Source organism: Enterovirga rhinocerotis (assembly GCF_004363955.1).
GTDB lineage: Bacteria > Pseudomonadota > Alphaproteobacteria > Rhizobiales > Beijerinckiaceae > Enterovirga > Enterovirga rhinocerotis.
The window spans coordinates 308012-323815 of sequence record NZ_SNZR01000013.1 but is presented as its reverse complement, the minus strand read 5'-3'; the positions used below and the strand labels follow the sequence as shown (position 1 = coordinate 323815).

The following is a 15804-nucleotide window of genomic DNA, read 5'->3' as shown; positions in this document are numbered from 1 at the left end:
CTCGATCGGCGTCGACATGACGAGACCCTAAACCGACAGAAGCGCCCGCGCTCGCGCGAGGCTCTCGGGGTTGTCGACGCCGAAGGGCTCGTCCTCGACGAGGGTGATGTCGATCCGCATGCCGGCCTCGAGGGCGCGGAGCTGTTCGAGCTTCTCGCGCTGCTCCAGCGGCGAGGGCGGCAGCGCGACGAACCGCGCGAGGGCCGCCCGCCGGTAGGCGTAGAGACCGACATGGTGCAGCAGCGGACCTTCGCCGTAGGGGGCGGTGGCCCGGGTGAAGTAGAGCGCGCGCAGCCGTCCCGGCGCGACCTCGCTGCCGACCGCCTTGACGATGTCCGGATGCGTCCGCTCCTCCTCGCGCGTGATCGCGAAGGCGATCGTCGCGATGTCGACGGCGGCATCGGAGAGCGGAGCGATCGCCGCGGCGATCGTCGCCGGGGCGATGGTCGGGAAGTCGCCCTGCACGTTGACGACGACGTCGTGCCGGCCCTCGGGATCGACGAGCCTGGCGGCCTCCGCGATCCGGTCGGAGCCCGAGGGGTGATCGCGGCGCGTCATCACGGCCTCGCCGCCATGGGCGCGCACGGCGTCCGTGACGGCCTCCGAATCGGTCGCGACGACGACGGGTCCGATCGCCGCCTCGCGCGCGCGCCGCCAGACCTGCACGATCATCGGCGCCCCGCCGATCTCGGCCAGCGGCTTGCCGGGCAGGCGGGTGGCTTCCATCCGGGCGGGGATGAGGACGAGCGGGTTCGGCACGGCTTTTCGCGATCCGGGGCGGGCGGGGCGCTGTAGCAACCGGCGCCCCGCTTGTCAGCCGCGGCGCCGGCCCTGCGACCCTCCGCGCCCTGGAATTTGACGAGCCGCGTTGTCAAGACGGCGGGAATGCGGCTAGAGGCTGTTGCGAACCTTGGACGGTGTCTAAGGTTCGTAACGGATTTCAGCCAAACCGAGCGGGGCGCGGCCTCGGACGGTTTGTGACGTGCGCGGGAACAGGATTGCAGATGGCCTCGGGTGACGCCAACGGTAAGAGCCTCCTCGACAAGCTGACGGGGGGCGATCCGCTCTTCTGGAACAAGGTGAGCGGCGGCATTCTCGCGGCCGCGACGCTGGCCGTCGGCCTGCAGGTCTTCTCCACGGAGCTGTTCACGCCCAAGAAGCCGGCCATCCCGGGCTACGATCTGCCGGCTCCCGAAGCGGGCGCGCCGGCCGCGGCCGCGGCGCCGACCGAGCCGCTCCCGGTGCGCCTCGCCGCCGCCGACCCGGCCAAGGGTCAGGCCTCCGCCAAGAAGTGCATCGCCTGCCACGTCTTCGAGAAGGGCGGCCCGAACAAGATCGGCCCCGGCCTCTACGGCGTCGTCGAGCACGACAAGGCCACCCATGCCGGCTTCAACTATTCGTCGGGGCTGAAGGCCAAGGGCGGCAAGTGGACCTACGAGGATCTCGATCACTTCCTCGAGAACCCGAGGGGCTTCGCGCCGGGCACGATCATGGCCTTCGCCGGCATTCCGAACGCGCAGGAGCGCGCCAACATCCTCGCCTATCTGAAGACGCTGTCCGACAGCCCGGTCGAGTTCCCGAAGCCGGAGTGAGCTCGCCCCGGCGGCGGACATCGTGACGCCCCTGCCGGCAGACGACAGGCTGTTGTCGTCGCGGCCGAAGATTCGTAACACCGTTCGACGGGAGGCGACGATCCGCCGCTCAGCCCAGGAGAAACGGTGCCGATCCATCGAGGCCCGACGCGCCGCGTCCTGATCGCGGGAGCCGCAGCCGGCTCCGCAACCCTCATCGCCCCGAGCGGCTTCCGGCAGGCGCGCGCTCAGGATCGGCGCTGGCTCCACGGCCTAGCCTTGCTGGGCGAACCGAAATACCCGCCGGGCTTCCCGCATTTCGACTACGTGCGGCCCGATGCGCCGAAGGGCGGCACGGTCCGGCTCGGCGTCCAGGGCTCCTTCGACAACTTCAACCTGTTCACGAGCGGCATCCGCGGCGATCTCGAGGCCGGGATCGGAAGCCTCCTCCACGACACGCTCATGACCGCGTCCCAGGATGAGGTCGCGACCGAGTACGGCCTCATCGCCGAGGCCGTGACCCATCCCGACGACTTCTCCTCGGTCACGTACCGGCTGAACGAGGCCGCCCGGTTCCAGGACGGCAGGCCCATCACGCCCGAGGATGTCGTCTTCTCCTTCGACACCCTGAAGGCGACGAGCCCCTTCTACGGCTTCTACTACCAGACCGTGACGAAGGCCGAGGCGCGGGAGGGCCGCGAGGTCCATTTCTCCTTCGCGGAGAAGGGCAACCGGGAACTGCCGCAGATCCTCGGCCAGCTTCCCGTCCTGCCGAAGCACTGGTGGACCGGGACCGGACCCGACGGGAAGCCGCGCAATCCGGGCCAGACGACGCTCGAAGCGCCTGTCGGCTCGGGCCCCTACCGCATCCGGAGCTTCGAGCCGGGCCGCTACTGCATCTACGAGCGCAATCCCGATTTCTGGGGACGCGACCTGCCGACGACGCGCGGCCACAACAATCTGGGCGAGATCCGCTACGAGTATTATCGCGACGGCACGGTCCTCCTCGAAGCCTTCAAGGGCGACCAGATCGACTACCGGACGGAGAACATCGCCCGGAACTGGTCGATCGGCTACGATTTCCCGGCCGTCGCCGAGAAGCGAGTGGTGCGGGAGGAATTCCCGATCCGCAATTCCGGCGTGATGCAGTGCTTCTGCTTCAACCTCAGGCGTCCGCGCTTCGCCGATGCCCGCGTGCGCCGCGCGCTCAACCTCGCCTTCAATTTCGAGGATGTGAACCGGACCCTGTTCTACGGCCTCTACGAGCGCATCGATTCCTTCTTCTACGGCACCGAACTCGCCTCCTCAGGCCTGCCGGAGGGCCGCGAGCTCGCGATCCTGGAACCGCTCCGCGCGAAGGTGCCGCCCGCCGTCTTCACGACGCCGTATACGAACCCGGTCAACGGCTCGCCCGAGGCGGCGAGGAACAACCTGCGCGAAGCGCTCGGCCTGTTCCGTGCCGCGGGCTGGGAGCTGAAGGGACGCCAGCTCGTCTCGAAACAGGGCGAATCCTTCCGGATCGAGTTCCTCGGCTCGGACCCCTCGCTCGAGCGCTATGTGCTGCCCTATCGGCAGGCCCTGAACGCGATCGGCATCACGGTCGAGCTCCGCATCGTCGATGCCGCCCAGTTCCAGAACCGGACGCGCGCCTTCGATTTCGACGCCATCACGAAGCTCTGGCCGCAATCGCTCTCGCCGGGCAACGAGCAGCGCGACTTCTTCGGCTCGGCCGCGGCCGACCGGCCGGGCTCGCAGAACGCGGCCGGGATCAAGGACGAGGCCGTGGACGCGCTGATCGAGAGGATCATCTACGCGAGCGATCGCGAGGATCTCGTCGCGGCGACGCGCGCCCTCGACCGCGTCCTGCTCGCGCATGATTACGTCGTGCCGCAATGGACCTCGCGCGTGCAGCGCACGGCACGGTGGGACCGCTTCTCCCATCCGGACCCGATGCCGAAATACGGCGCCGCCGCCTTCCCCACCATCTGGTGGTGGGACGAGGCGAAGGCCGCGAAGACCGGAGGCGGCCGTTGAGGGGGGACAGGGCGACACACCCTACCCTGGAGAGGGAGGGTGGTCGTGCGCCCTTCTCGAACGGGCCGGCTCACCTCCACCGCCGCGCCGTCCTGGCCGGCCTCGCCGCTCTCGGCGTTTCGACCGCGATCCCCTCGCGCGCCCGGGCGCAGGAAGCCGAGAGCCATGGCCTGTCGAGCTTCGGCGACCTGACATACCCGGCGGATTTCCGGCATTTCGGCTACGTGCGCCCCGACGCGCCGAAGGGCGGCAGCTTCTCGTTCCAGATCGCCTCGCTGACGGGGAACCAGAACTTCGACACCTTCAACACGCTGAACGTCTATGTGCTGAAGGGCGACGGCGCGGCCGGGATGCCGCTCACCTTCGACAGCCTGATGGTGCGCGCGCTCGACGAGACCGACGCCATGTACGGGCTCGTCGCCCGCTCCGTCCGGGCCGATGCCGAGCGGCGCGTCTTCCGCTTCCGGCTGCGGCCCGAGGCCCGCTTCCATGACGGCTCGCGGCTCACGGCGCGGGACGTCGCCTTCACGGTCAATCTCCTGCGCGAGAAGGGCCATCCCACCCTCTCGCAGGCGCTGCGCTACGTCGCGGGCGCCGAGGCCGAGGCCGAGGACGTCGTGCGGATCGATTTCGCGCCGGAGCGCGCGCGAGACCTGCCGCTCCTCGTCGCCGGCCTGCCGATCTTCAGCGAAGCCTATTGGAAAACCCGCGATTTCGAGGCCTCGACCCTCGAGGCGCCGCTCGGCTCCGGCCCCTATCGCGTCGGCCGTTTCGAGGCCGGGCGCTTCATCGCCTTCGAGCGGGTGAAGGATTACTGGGCGGCGGACCTGCCGGTGAATGTCGGCCAGAACAATTTCGACGAGTTGCGCTACGAGTATTTTCGCGACCGTCAGGTCGCCTTCGAGGCCTTCAAGGGCGGGGTCTTCACCTTCCGCGAGGAGTTCACGGCCCGGATCTGGGCGACGGGCTACGACTTCCCGGCCGCCAAGGACGGCCGCGTCACGCGCGAGACGGTGCAGGACAGGACGCCGTCGGGCATGCAGGGCTGGTTCTTCAACCAGCGCCGCCCGAAATTCGCCGATCCGCGCATTCGCGAAGCGATCGGCCTCGCCTTCGATTTCGAGGCGATCAACCGCACCATCATGTACGGCGCCTATGCGCGCACGGCCTCGTTCTTCGAGAACTCGCCCTACCGCGCCGAGGGCAAGCCCACGCCCGAGGAACTCGCGCTGCTCGAGCCGCTCCGCGGCAAGGTCCCCGACGAGGTCTTCGGCGAGCCCTTCTCACCGCCGAAGAGCGACGGATCGGGCCAGGACCGTGCCCTCCTGCGCCGCGCCAACACCCTTCTCACGGAGGCCGGCTGCAAGCGCGAGGGCAGCGTCCTGAAGCTGCCGTCGGGCGAGCCGCTGGCCTTCGAGTTCCTCGACTTCCAGCAGGCCCTCCAGCCGCACACCCTGCCCTTCATCGCCAATCTCGGGCTGCTCGGCATCCAGGCCACCTCGCGGGTGGTCGACGCGGCGCAATACCAGCGTCGCACGGAGGATTTCGACTTCGACGTCACGACGCGGCGCTATTCGCACGCGGCGACGCCGGGCGAGAGCCTGCGGCAGGTCTTCGGCTCGCGGGCAGCGGCGACCCGCGGCTCGCCCAACATCGCGGGCATCTCCGACCCCGCCATCGACACGCTGATCGACGCCGCGGTCTCGGCAAAGTCGCGCCCCGACCTCGTCGCCGCCTGCCGCGCCCTCGACCGGGTCCTGCGCGCCGGCCGCAATTGGGTGCCGATGTGGTACAAGGCGAGCCACACGATCGCCTATTGGGACATGTTCGGTCACCCCGAGACGCCGCCCTACGGCCTCGCCGCCCCCGAGACCTGGTGGCACGATTCCGACAAGGCCCGCCGGATCGGCCGCACATGAGGTGGTCGCACATCGTTTCAGGCGCCTCACCCTCCCCTGGAGAGGGTTGCTGATGGCCGCCTATGCGCTGCGGCGGTTGCTGCTGATGATCCCGACCATTCTCGGGATCATGCTCGTCTCCTTCGTCATCGTGCAATTCGCGCCCGGCGGCCCGGTCGAGCGGATCCTCGCGCAGCTTCAGGGGCAGGATCCGGGCGCGCTCGCCCGGAGCGCGGGTGGCGGGGGCGATCTCGGAGCCGGGCCGGCGCGCGCGCCGACGGGCGGCGAGGGTTCGTCCATCTATCGCGGGGCGCAGGGGCTCGATCCGGCCTTCATCAAGAAGCTTGAGCAGCAATTCGGCTTCGACAAGCCCGCCTGGCAGCGCTTCCTCATCATGCTGGGGAACTACGCGACCTTCGATTTCGGCACGAGCTTCTACCGCGACGTCTCGGTCATCAGCCTCATCGGCGAGAAGCTGCCGGTCTCGATGACGATCGGCCTGTGGATGACGCTGCTCTCCTACGGCATCTCGATCCCGCTCGGCATCCGCAAGGCGACGCGCGAGGGCACGGCCTTCGACACCTGGACCTCGGCCGTCATCATCGTCGGCTACGCGATCCCGAGCTTCCTGTTCGCGATCCTGCTGATCGTCCTCTTCGCCGGGGGCTCGTTCTGGCAGATCTTCCCGCTGAAGGGCCTCCTGTCGGAAGGCGTGAGGGGCGCCGCCTGCGCGCCCTTCCTGTGGCCGGCAAACGCCAATCCCCATTTCGACCTCGGCTACTGCGTCACGACCGTCGTGCCGGACTATCTGTGGCACATCACCTTGCCTATCACCGCGATGGTGCTCGGCGCCTTCGCCACCTCGACGCTGCTGACCAAGAACTCCTTCCTCGACGAGATCCGCAAGCAATACGTGCTCACCGCCCGCATGAAGGGCCTTTCCGAGCGCCGCGTCCTCTACGGCCATGTCTTCCGGAACGCGATGCTGATCATGGTGGCGGGCTTCCCGGCCGCCTTCATCGGCGCCTTCTTCGCCGGCTCGCTCCTGATCGAGCAGATCTTCAACCTCGACGGGCTCGGGCTCCTCACCTTCGAATCCGTCGTCAAGCGCGACTATCCGGTCGTCTTCGCGAGCCTCTTCATCTTCTCCCTGCTCGGGCTGATGGTGAACCTCCTCTCGGACCTCATCTATACCCGCATCGACCCGCGCATCGATTTCGAGACGAGGGAGGCATGAGCGCCCCCCTGCCCTCCGATCTCGGGCCGGTGGCCGCGGTCCCGGCAGCCGTGCCGGCCGTGCCGCTCGCGCCCAAGCGCTCCGGCTGGCTGTCGCCGCTGAACCGCCGCCGCTGGGCGAATTTCCGCGCCCACCGGCGCGGCTACTGGTCCTTCTGGATCTTCCTCACGCTCTTCACCCTGAGCCTCGGCGCCGAACTCATCGCCAACGACCGGCCCATCGTCGCGAGCTACAAGGGCGAGCTGATCTTTCCGATCGTGAAGGATTATCCGGAGGAGAAGTTCGGCGGCTTCCTCGCCGTCACGAACTACCGCAGCCCCGTCATCCAGCAGGAACTCGCCGAGCACGGCTGGGCGATCTGGCCGCCCGTCCGCTTCCGCTACGACACCTTCCTCACCGACAGCCCGGCCCCGGCCCCAGCCCCGCCGACCTGGGCGCTGTCGCAGAAGACCTGCAGCGACTACCTCGAACAGCGCACCGGCAAGCCCGGCACCTGCGGCGATCTCGAATGGAACTGGCTCGGCACCGACGGCAACAGCCGCGACGTGCTCGCGGGCGTCATCTACGGCTTCCGGCTGTCGATCGTCTTCGCCTTGATCCTGACGATCGTCTCCTCGGTGATCGGCGTGCTGGCGGGCGCCGTGCAGGGCTATTTCGGAGGCTGGGTGGATCTCGTCTTCCAGCGCGTCATCGAGGTCTGGACGGCGATCCCGGAACTCTACCTCCTGATCATCATCGCCTCGATCATCACACCGAGCTTCTTCGTGCTGCTCGGCATCCTGCTCCTGTTCTCGTGGGTCGCCCTCGTCGGCGTGGTGCGGGCGGAATTCCTGCGGGCGCGGAACTTCGAATATGTGCGCGCGGCGCGGGCGCTCGGCCTGCCGAACCGGACCATCATGTTCCGGCACCTGTTGCCGAACGCCATGGTCGCGACGCTGACCTTCCTGCCCTTCCTCCTCAACGGCTCGATCGCGACGCTGACCTCGCTCGACTTCCTCGGCTTCGGCCTGCCGCCCGGCTCGCCCTCGCTCGGCGAACTCCTCGCGCAAGGCAAGTCGAGCCCGGAATCGCCCTGGCTCGGCCTCACCGCCTTCCTCGTCGTCTCGCTGATGCTGAGCCTCCTCATCTTCGTCGGCGAGGCGGTGCGCGACGCGTTCGACCCGCGCAAGACGTTCGGCTAGAATGCGGATCGTCTCCGCGGGAAGGGCTGTCGAGTCATGACGTCGGTCGCCGATCTCCTGGACCTCTGGCCGCCGGACGACGTGGCTGCCGCTCTACACGAAACGCCCGAGGCCGTCCGCCGATGGAGGTTGGCCCGCGCGGTGCCCGAATCGCGCGCGCGCGACCTCGTGGAATTCGCGATCGTCCGGGGACGGCGCGGCGACGTGGCTCGGATCGCCGCAGAAGCAGAACCCCATTATGCGAATGTCGCCGCGGTGCTGCGCGGCCTCGGCGCCACGACCTCCGACGATCCCATCGCGCGGATCCTGGACGAGGCCCGGCCCTATCGTTTGCCGGATGCCGATCCCGTCGCCCGGACGCGGGCCGCGCGGGCGGAATGGGATGGTCGCGGCGAGGCGGCCGATCGGATCCGGTCCGGTGGCCGTCTCTGACCGGCCGGTCTATCTCGACACGAACATCCTGATCTACGCCATGGAGTCAGCCGGCGAAGATGGGGATTGGGCGCGCCGGTGGCTGACGGAGATCGACGGGGGCCGGATCTCCGCCGTCACGAGCGAACTCTCGCTCGTCGAAGTCCTGCCGCATCCGCTCGCCCATGGCCGGGGTGCGATCGCGGATTCCTACCGCCGCCTGCTCGTGTCACGACCGACCTTCAGGATCGCACCGGTCAGCCGCGCCGTCCTTATGCGCGCAGCTGAATTCAGAGCGTCGAGCGGAAGCGCGACTCCTGACGCGATCCATATCGCGACCGCCCTCACCGAGGGCTGCGGCGCGTTTCTGACCAGGGACGAGCGCCTGCGGCAGAAGCTGCCCGCAGGCCTCGGCCGGCCCGACCTCACGGATGTGACCTCGTTTTGCTGACCTCCCCTCTCCTCTCCGTCCAGGACCTCTCGGTCGCCTTCCGCTCGCGCGGGGAGCGCGGGGAGACGGTCGAGACGACGGTCGTCGACCGCATCTCCTTCGATCTCGCGGCGGGCGAGACCCTCGCCCTCGTCGGGGAATCGGGCTCGGGCAAGTCCGTCACGGCGCTTTCGATCCCGCGCCTCCTGCCCTATCCCGCCGCCCATCATCCCTCGGGCCGCATCCTGCTCAAGGGCCGCGATCTCCTCGCGGCCTCGGACGACGAGATGCGCCGCGTGCGCGGCGACGACGTCTCGATGGTCTTCCAGGAGCCGATGACGTCGCTGAACCCGCTCCACACGATCGAAAGCCAGATCGGGGAGACCCTCGAACTCCATCGCGGCCTGCGGCGGCATGAGGCGCGGGCGCGCACGCTCGAACTCCTCAACCTCGTCGGCATCCGCGAGCCCGAAAGCCGGCTCGGCGCCTATCCGCACCAGCTCTCCGGGGGGCAGCGCCAGCGCGTCATGATCGCGATGGCCCTCGCCAACGAGCCCGAGCTGTTCATCGCCGACGAGCCGACGACGGCCCTCGACGTCACCGTCCAGGCCCAGATCCTCGCCCTTCTCGCCGAGCTCAAGGCGCGCTCGAACATGGCGATGCTGTTCATCACCCACGATCTCGGCATCGTGCGGAAGGTCGCCGACCGCGTCTGCGTGATGACGAAGGGGCGGATCGTCGAGACGGGGCCGGTGGCCGAGGTCTTCGCCGATCCGCAGCACGAGTACACGAAGCGCCTCCTCGCGGCCGAGCCGGCGGGCCGGGCGAACCCGGTCGCGCCGGATGCGCCGCAGGTCGTCGAGGCGGGGCCGATCAAGGTCCATTTCCCGATCCGGCGCGGCTTCCTGCGCAAGATCGTGGGGCATGTGAAGGCCGTCGACGGCGTCTCGGTCTCGGTGCGCGAGGGCGAGACCCTCGGCATCGTCGGGGAATCGGGCTCGGGCAAGACGACGCTCGGCCTCGCCCTCCTGCGGCTGACGCGCTCGGACGGGCCGATCGTCGTGCTGGGCCGGCGCCTCGACGGCCTCGCCGAGAAGGCGCTGCGGCCGCTGCGGCGGGACATGCAGATCGTCTTCCAGGATCCCTATGGATCGCTCTCGCCACGTCTCTCCGTGGCCGAGATCGTGGAGGAAGGGCTCGCGGTCCAGAACCGCTCCCTCGGCGCGGACGAGCGGCGGGAGGCTGCGGCGCGGGCGCTCGCCGATGTCGGGCTCGATCCGGCGACGATGCTCGACCGCTATCCGCATGAATTCTCCGGCGGCCAGCGCCAGCGCATCGCCATCGCCCGCGCGATGGCCCTGGGTCCCCGGCTCGTGGTGCTCGACGAGCCGACCTCGGCGCTCGACCAGTCGGTCCAGGCCCAGATCGTCGCCCTCCTGCGGCGGCTCCAGGCCGAGCGGAAACTCGCCTATCTCTTCATCAGCCACGACCTCAAGGTCGTGCGCGCGCTCTCGAACCGCGTCCTCGTGATGCAGGACGGCAAGGTCGTCGAGGAGGGCAGCGCCGACGACATCTTCGAGCGCCCCGAACAGGCCTATACGAAGGCCCTCATCGCCGCGGCGATGGGTCTCGAGGCGGCCGGGACGAACGGAGCCGTGCGCGAATGAGCCGCGCGCTCCTCGTCGTCCTGGATTCCGTCGGGATCGGCGGGGCTCCCGATGCCGCGCGCTATGGGGACGAGGGTGCCGATACGGTCGGGCACATCGCCGAGGCCTGCGCGGCCGGGCACGGCGACCGGGCCGGGCTACGGGCGGGGCCGCTCCGCCTGCCGAACCTCGTCGCCCTCGGCCTCGGCCGCGCCTGCGAGATCGCGACCGGCCGCGTGCCGCCGGGGCTCGCGCCCCCGAAGCGCCCGATCGGCTCCTTCGGCGCGGCGCGCGAGATCGCCGGCGGCAAGGACACGATCTCGGGCCATTGGGAGATCGCCGGCATGCCGCTCGTCAGCGGCTTCGGCTACTTCCCCGACGCCCGCCCCGCCTTCCCGCCCTCGCTCACCGAGGCCCTGATCCGCGAGGCCGGACTGCCGGGAATCCTCGGCGACCGCCATGCCCCGGGCACGGCCATCCTCGACGATCTCGGCGCCGAGCATCTGCGGACGGGCAAGCCGATCTGCTACACCTCGGTCGACAGCGTCTTCCAGATCGCGGCGCATGAAGAGGCCTTCGGCCTCGAGCGCCTCTACGAGACCTGCCGCATCGCGCGCCGCCTCTGCGATCCCCTGCGGATCGGGCGCGTCATCGCACGGCCCTTCCTCGGCTCGGCGGAGGCCGGTTTCGTGCGCACCCCGCGTCGGCGCGACTTCGCCATGCCGCCGCCCGGCACGACCCTGCTCGACCGGCTGTGCGAGGCCGCGCGCGCGGTCGTGACGATCGGCAAGATCGGCGACATCCTCGCCCATCGCGGCACGGGGCGCGAGATCAAGACGGCGGATAACGCGGCCGGGATCGAGGCGATCCTCGCCGCCATGGCGGGCCTCGCCGATGGCGGCCTCGCCTTCGCGAACCTCGTCGATTTCGACACCGAATACGGCCATCGCCGCGACGTTCCGGGCTATGCGGCGGCTCTGGAGGCCTTCGACCGGCGCCTGCCCGAGATCACCCGTCTCCTGCGGCCCGGCGATCTCGCCATCGTCACCGCCGATCACGGCAACGACCCGACCTTCCGCGGCACCGACCATACCCGCGAGCAGGTGCCGATCCTCGCCTTCGGGCCGGGGATCCCGGCGCGCCCCCTCGGCGCGCGCGAGACCTATGCCGATATCGGCGCGACGCTCGCCGAGCATCTGGGCGTGGCTCCTCTCGAGGCGGGGCGGTCGTTCCTTGGAGAGATGGCTGCCGGGAGGAAAGCGTAGAGGCGGCTATGGGCTTCGGACAGCGACGCTGATTTCACTCGCCTTCGTCGGATTGGAGTGTCGCCGGCAACTCCTTCCCTCCTCATCCTGAGGTGCCTCGCGGAGCGAGGCCTCGAAGGACGCACAACGGTCGTGCGTGCTTCGAGGGCGACCTCCGGTCGCCACCTCAGCATGAGGAGGTATGGGATGTCCGGTCGTCAGACCGGTCCGTAGCGACCCGCCGCGACCCCGGCGGAGACCTTGCCGTCCTCGATGTCGAGCGCGAGGGCCTCGGGATCGCGCGTCGCGGGGGGGCCGTAGCCGGCGCCGCCGGCCGTCTCGATCACGACCCGGTCGCCGCGCCAGAGCGTCGCCATCTGTTTCGAGGGAATGACCTCCTCGCCGCCGGCGGCGCGCTTGATGACGGCCGCGGCCTTCTCGCCCTCGCCGCCGCCCTGCGTGCCCTGCGGGGCATGGAAATGGCGCTCGCCGCGATAGGTGAAGCGGACCTCGCCTTCGAGGATCTCATATTCCTTGACGATGCCGAGGCCGCCGCGCTGCCGGCCGGCGCCGCCGGAATCCTCGCGGAGCGCGATCCGGTGGACGCGGATCGGTGCGTCCATCTCCATCGCCTCGACCGGCAGGTTCATGCAGTTGGTGACGTCGGTCTCGATCACGTCGACGCCGTCCGAATCGGGGCCCGCGCCGCTGCCGCCGGCGATCAGTTCGCCCGTGACGAAGGCCTTGCCGTCCGCATGCCGCCCGCCGAACATCAGCGCCAGCATCTCGCCCGCATTGTCGGCCGGCACGCGCTCGGGCAGCACGTCCTTCAGCGCGCCGAGGATGCAGCCGGTGATGCGCTTGATGGTGGCGGTGCGCGAATTCACCGCCGCCGGCTCGCGCGGATTGACGACCGAGCCTTCGGGCAGCGAGAGCGTGATCGGCCTGAAACAGCCCGCATTGGTCGGGATATTGGGGTCCGTCACCGCGCGCAGCGCATAGCAGGCGGCGGCGAGCGAGCCGGAGGGCACGCAGTTGAACGGCCCGCGCACCTGCGGCGAGGTGCCGGTGAAGTCGCAGTGGAAGGTCGAATCCTTGATCGTGACAGCGACCTCGAACCGGATCGCCTTGTCGAGGTCGATGCCGTCGTTGTCGCTGAAATCGACGTAGCGGTAGGTCCCGTCGGGGATCTTCTGGAGCGCCGCCCGGGTGAGGGCCTCGGAGCGGTCGAGGAGATCGTCGAAGATGGCGAGAAGCTGGTCGTCGCCGATCTCCTCGGCCAATTCGGCGATGCGCCGCGCGCCGACATTGCAGGCCGCGAGCTGGGCGTTGAGATCGCCCATCACGATGTCCGGGATGCGCACGTTCTGCCGGATCATCGCGACCAGGGTCTCGTTATAGCGGCCCTCGTCGCGGAACTTGAGCGGCGGGATGCGCAGCCCTTCCTGGAACACCTCGGTCGCGTTGGTCGGGATGGAGCCCGGCGCCATGCCGCCCATGTCCTGGTGGTGGGTCATGGTGGCCGAGATCGCGATCGGCCGCCCGTTCGAGAAGATCGGCTGCACGAGGGCGATGTCGGGAAGATGCGTGCCGCCGAGATAGGGGTCGTTGAGGCAATACACGTCGCCCGGCTTCATCCCCGCCAGGGGGAAGACCTCGAGCATCTTCTCGATCACCGGGATCAGGGTCGCGAGGTGGATCGGGATCGCGATCGCCTGGGCGAGCGTCTCGCCGCGGATCGTGAAGAGGGAGGAGGAGGCGTCGAGCCCCTCCTTCACGATCGGCGAGAAGGACGAGCGCAGCAGGGTCTGCTGCATCTCGTTGGCGATGCCTTCGAGCTTGTTGCGGACCACTTCGACGGTGATCGGATCGAGATCTCGGCTCGTCATGACGTCAGGCCCCCTTCCGGGTGAGGACGAGGTTGCCGGCGGCATCGACGAGGCCGGACCAGCCGGGCTCGATCAGGGTCGTCGTATCGGTTTGCTGCACGAGAGCGGGTCCTTCGAAGCGGAAGCCCTCGGGCAGGGCCTCGCGCCGGTAGACGACGGCCCGGACAGGCCCCGCCTCGCCCGTGACGACGATGTCGCGATGGCCGATCTCGACCGGCTCGTCGGTCGGGGCGAAGCGCATCTCCTCGATCGTCTCGCTGCCGCCGGCGCGGTGCACGCTCCGCAGTGCCACGATCCGCACCGGGTTCTCGACGCTGTGGCCGTAGACGCGGTCATGCGCGGCGAGGAAGTCGCGGTAGAGCCGCGTGCCGATATCGGCCTCGTCGAGGTCGATCGGGATTTCGAGATTGTAGGACTGTCCGACATAGCAGAGGTCGGCCGAATAGCTGACCGTGACCTCGCCGGGCGCGGCGTTCTCGGCCTTCATCAGCACGGATGCCTTGGCGTCGAGTTCGGCGAGCTTCGCATCGAGCGCGGCACGGTCGAGCTGGTCGGTGAGGATGCCGAAATCGGCCGAGACCTCGTGCTCGATCGGCGCGGCGAGGAGCCCCGCCGCCGCGAGCACGCCCGGAATGCGGGGCACGACGATCCGCGAGATGCCGAGCTCGCGCGCGAGCGCCGTCGCATGGATCCCGCCCGCGCCGCCGAGGGGCACGAGCGCGTATTTGCGCGGATCGACGCCCTGGCGGACGGAGACGAGGCGGATGCCCTCGGCCATCTGCGCGTTGAGCACGCGGTGGATGCCGAGCGCGGCCTGTTCCGGCGTCATCCCGAGGGGCTTCGCGATCTTCTCGGCGACGGCCTCGCGGGCCTTGTCGGCCAGGAGCTTCAGCCGGCCGCCGGCGAAGTAATCGGGATCGAGCCAGCCGAGCACGATCGAGGCATCGGTGGTGGTCGGCTCGGTGCCGCCGCGGCCGTAGCAGGCGGGACCGGGCTCCGAGCCGGCCGAATCCGGGCCGACGCGGAGGCCGCCCGAGGCGTCGATCTTGGCGATGCTGCCGCCGCCCGCACCGATCGCGTTGACGTCCACCATGGCGACGCGGACCGGATAGCCCGTGATCGAGCCCTGGGCGCGCAGGAGGGGCTTCCGGCGGGAGATCAGCGCGATGTCGGCCGAGGTGCCGCCGATATCGATCGTGATGAGATCGTCGACGCCCGCCGAGGCACCGACGATCTGCCCGCCGATCACGCCAGCCGCGGGTCCGGACAGGAACAGCCGCACCGGCCGGTCCCGCGCGGTCCGCGAACTGGCGAGCCCGCCGCGCGACTGCATCACTTGGAGCGGCGCGCCGACGCCCGCCTGCGACAGCCCCTCCTCGAGCCGGGCGAGATAGGTGTCGACCCGCGGCTTCACATAGGCGTCGAAGGCCGTGACCACCGTCCGCTCATATTCGCGGAAGGCGGGGTCCACCTCGTGCGAGAGCGAGAGCATGATGCCGGGATGACGCGCCCGGATCAGCTCCGCGGCGCGGATCTCGTGCGCCGCATTCCGGAAGGAGAAGAGGAAGCAGATGGCGATCGCCTCGACGCCCGCCGCGACGAGCTCGTCGGCCGCCGCGAGCACGCACGCCTCGTCGAGCGGCGTGACGATCTCCCCCGCGGCGCCGATGCGCTCGCGGACCTCTTTCCGGAACCGGCGAGGGGCGAGGAAGACCGGCGCCTCCGGCTCGAGAATGACCTTGTAGACCTGCATCCGCAATTGCCGCGCGATCTCGATGACGTCGCGGAAGCCTTCGGTCGTCAGAAGGCCGATCCGCGCGCCCTTGCGCTCGAGCACGGCATTGGTCGCGACGGTGGTGCCGTGGGCGAAGCGCGTGACCGCGGCGGGATCGACGCCCTGGCGCTCGCGCAACTCGGCGACGGAGCGGATGACCGCATCGCTCGGATCGCCGCGCGTCGTCGGCAGCTTGAAGACATGCATCGCGCCACCCGCCTCGCGGCAGACGACGTCGGTGAAGGTGCCGCCGATATCGACCCCGATTTCGAGGCGAGCGGAAACCGATGAGGGTGACGAAGCCATCGGATCAGTCCCGTCAGCCGAGCCGGGCGCGACGCGCCGGCCGGGCGGATATGCCGGAACGGGCGGCAGGATCGGCGGATCGGGTGCTTGGATCGCGAGACATATTCACTCTCAGTGAATGATTGCCCGCGACTTTCACTGATCATAAAATCGTCGTCAACGCTGGCGTGACGCACGCGTGGC

12 protein-coding genes are annotated in these 15804 nt (G+C 69.4%); 9 read left to right on the top strand and 3 right to left on the bottom strand.

The window, feature by feature from the left end:
- Positions 1 to 27: 27 nt before the first annotated feature.
- A complete protein-coding gene (locus EV668_RS13210) occupies positions 28 to 759 on the bottom strand; it encodes a 3-deoxy-manno-octulosonate cytidylyltransferase (protein ID WP_133770743.1) in 732 nt (243 codons plus the stop codon).
- Between the two features lie 245 nt (positions 760 to 1004).
- Here EV668_RS13210 and EV668_RS13205 point away from each other — a divergent pair, with 245 nt between their 5' ends.
- The 9 genes from EV668_RS13205 to EV668_RS13170 all read left to right on the top strand — a co-directional run bounded on the left by EV668_RS13205 (position 1005) and on the right by EV668_RS13170 (position 11673).
- Positions 1005 to 1592 (top strand): c-type cytochrome, encoded by a 588-nt coding sequence (locus tag EV668_RS13205; protein ID WP_133770741.1) that lies wholly within the window; start codon positions 1005 to 1007, stop codon positions 1590 to 1592.
- A 126-nt stretch (positions 1593 to 1718) separates the two neighbouring features.
- Entirely contained in the window at positions 1719 to 3605 is a 1887-nt protein-coding gene (locus tag EV668_RS13200) for an extracellular solute-binding protein (protein ID WP_133770739.1), read from the top strand.
- A gap of 26 nt (positions 3606 to 3631) precedes the next feature.
- Positions 3632 to 5524: an extracellular solute-binding protein gene (locus tag EV668_RS13195; RefSeq protein WP_425359628.1), complete on the top strand. Its 1893-nt coding sequence runs from the start codon at positions 3632 to 3634 to the stop codon at positions 5522 to 5524.
- A gap of 52 nt (positions 5525 to 5576) precedes the next feature.
- Entirely contained in the window at positions 5577 to 6740 is a 1164-nt protein-coding gene (locus EV668_RS13190) for a microcin C ABC transporter permease YejB (protein ID WP_133770735.1), read from the top strand.
- Positions 6737 to 7921: an ABC transporter permease gene (locus tag EV668_RS13185; RefSeq protein WP_133770733.1), complete on the top strand. Its 1185-nt coding sequence runs from the start codon at positions 6737 to 6739 to the stop codon at positions 7919 to 7921. Before EV668_RS13190 ends, EV668_RS13185 begins: the two co-directional genes overlap by 4 nt.
- Positions 7922 to 8062: 141 nt before the next feature.
- A complete protein-coding gene (locus EV668_RS24805) occupies positions 8063 to 8353 on the top strand; it encodes a hypothetical protein (protein ID WP_166652454.1) in 291 nt (96 codons plus the stop codon).
- Positions 8340 to 8783: a type II toxin-antitoxin system VapC family toxin gene (locus EV668_RS13180; RefSeq protein ID WP_166652453.1), complete on the top strand. Its 444-nt coding sequence runs from the start codon at positions 8340 to 8342 to the stop codon at positions 8781 to 8783. The genes EV668_RS24805 and EV668_RS13180 overlap by 14 nt, the downstream gene beginning before the upstream one ends.
- A complete protein-coding gene (locus tag EV668_RS13175) occupies positions 8780 to 10429 on the top strand; it encodes an ABC transporter ATP-binding protein (RefSeq protein ID WP_133772004.1) in 1650 nt (549 codons plus the stop codon). The genes EV668_RS13180 and EV668_RS13175 overlap by 4 nt, the downstream gene beginning before the upstream one ends.
- Positions 10426 to 11673 carry a phosphopentomutase gene (locus tag EV668_RS13170; protein ID WP_133770729.1) on the top strand — a complete coding sequence of 416 codons (1248 nt, stop codon included), beginning with the start codon at positions 10426 to 10428 and terminating at the stop codon, positions 11671 to 11673. The genes EV668_RS13175 and EV668_RS13170 overlap by 4 nt, the downstream gene beginning before the upstream one ends.
- A 197-nt stretch (positions 11674 to 11870) precedes the next feature.
- Here EV668_RS13170 and EV668_RS13165 read toward each other — a convergent pair whose 3' ends face one another.
- Positions 11871 to 13541, bottom strand: coding sequence for a hydantoinase B/oxoprolinase family protein (locus tag EV668_RS13165; protein WP_166652452.1), 1671 nt, complete (start codon positions 13539 to 13541; stop codon positions 11871 to 11873).
- 4 nt (positions 13542 to 13545) lie between these two features.
- Positions 13546 to 15621: a hydantoinase/oxoprolinase family protein gene (locus tag EV668_RS13160; protein WP_133770725.1), complete on the bottom strand. Its 2076-nt coding sequence runs from the start codon at positions 15619 to 15621 to the stop codon at positions 13546 to 13548.
- Positions 15622 to 15804 lie beyond the last annotated feature (183 nt).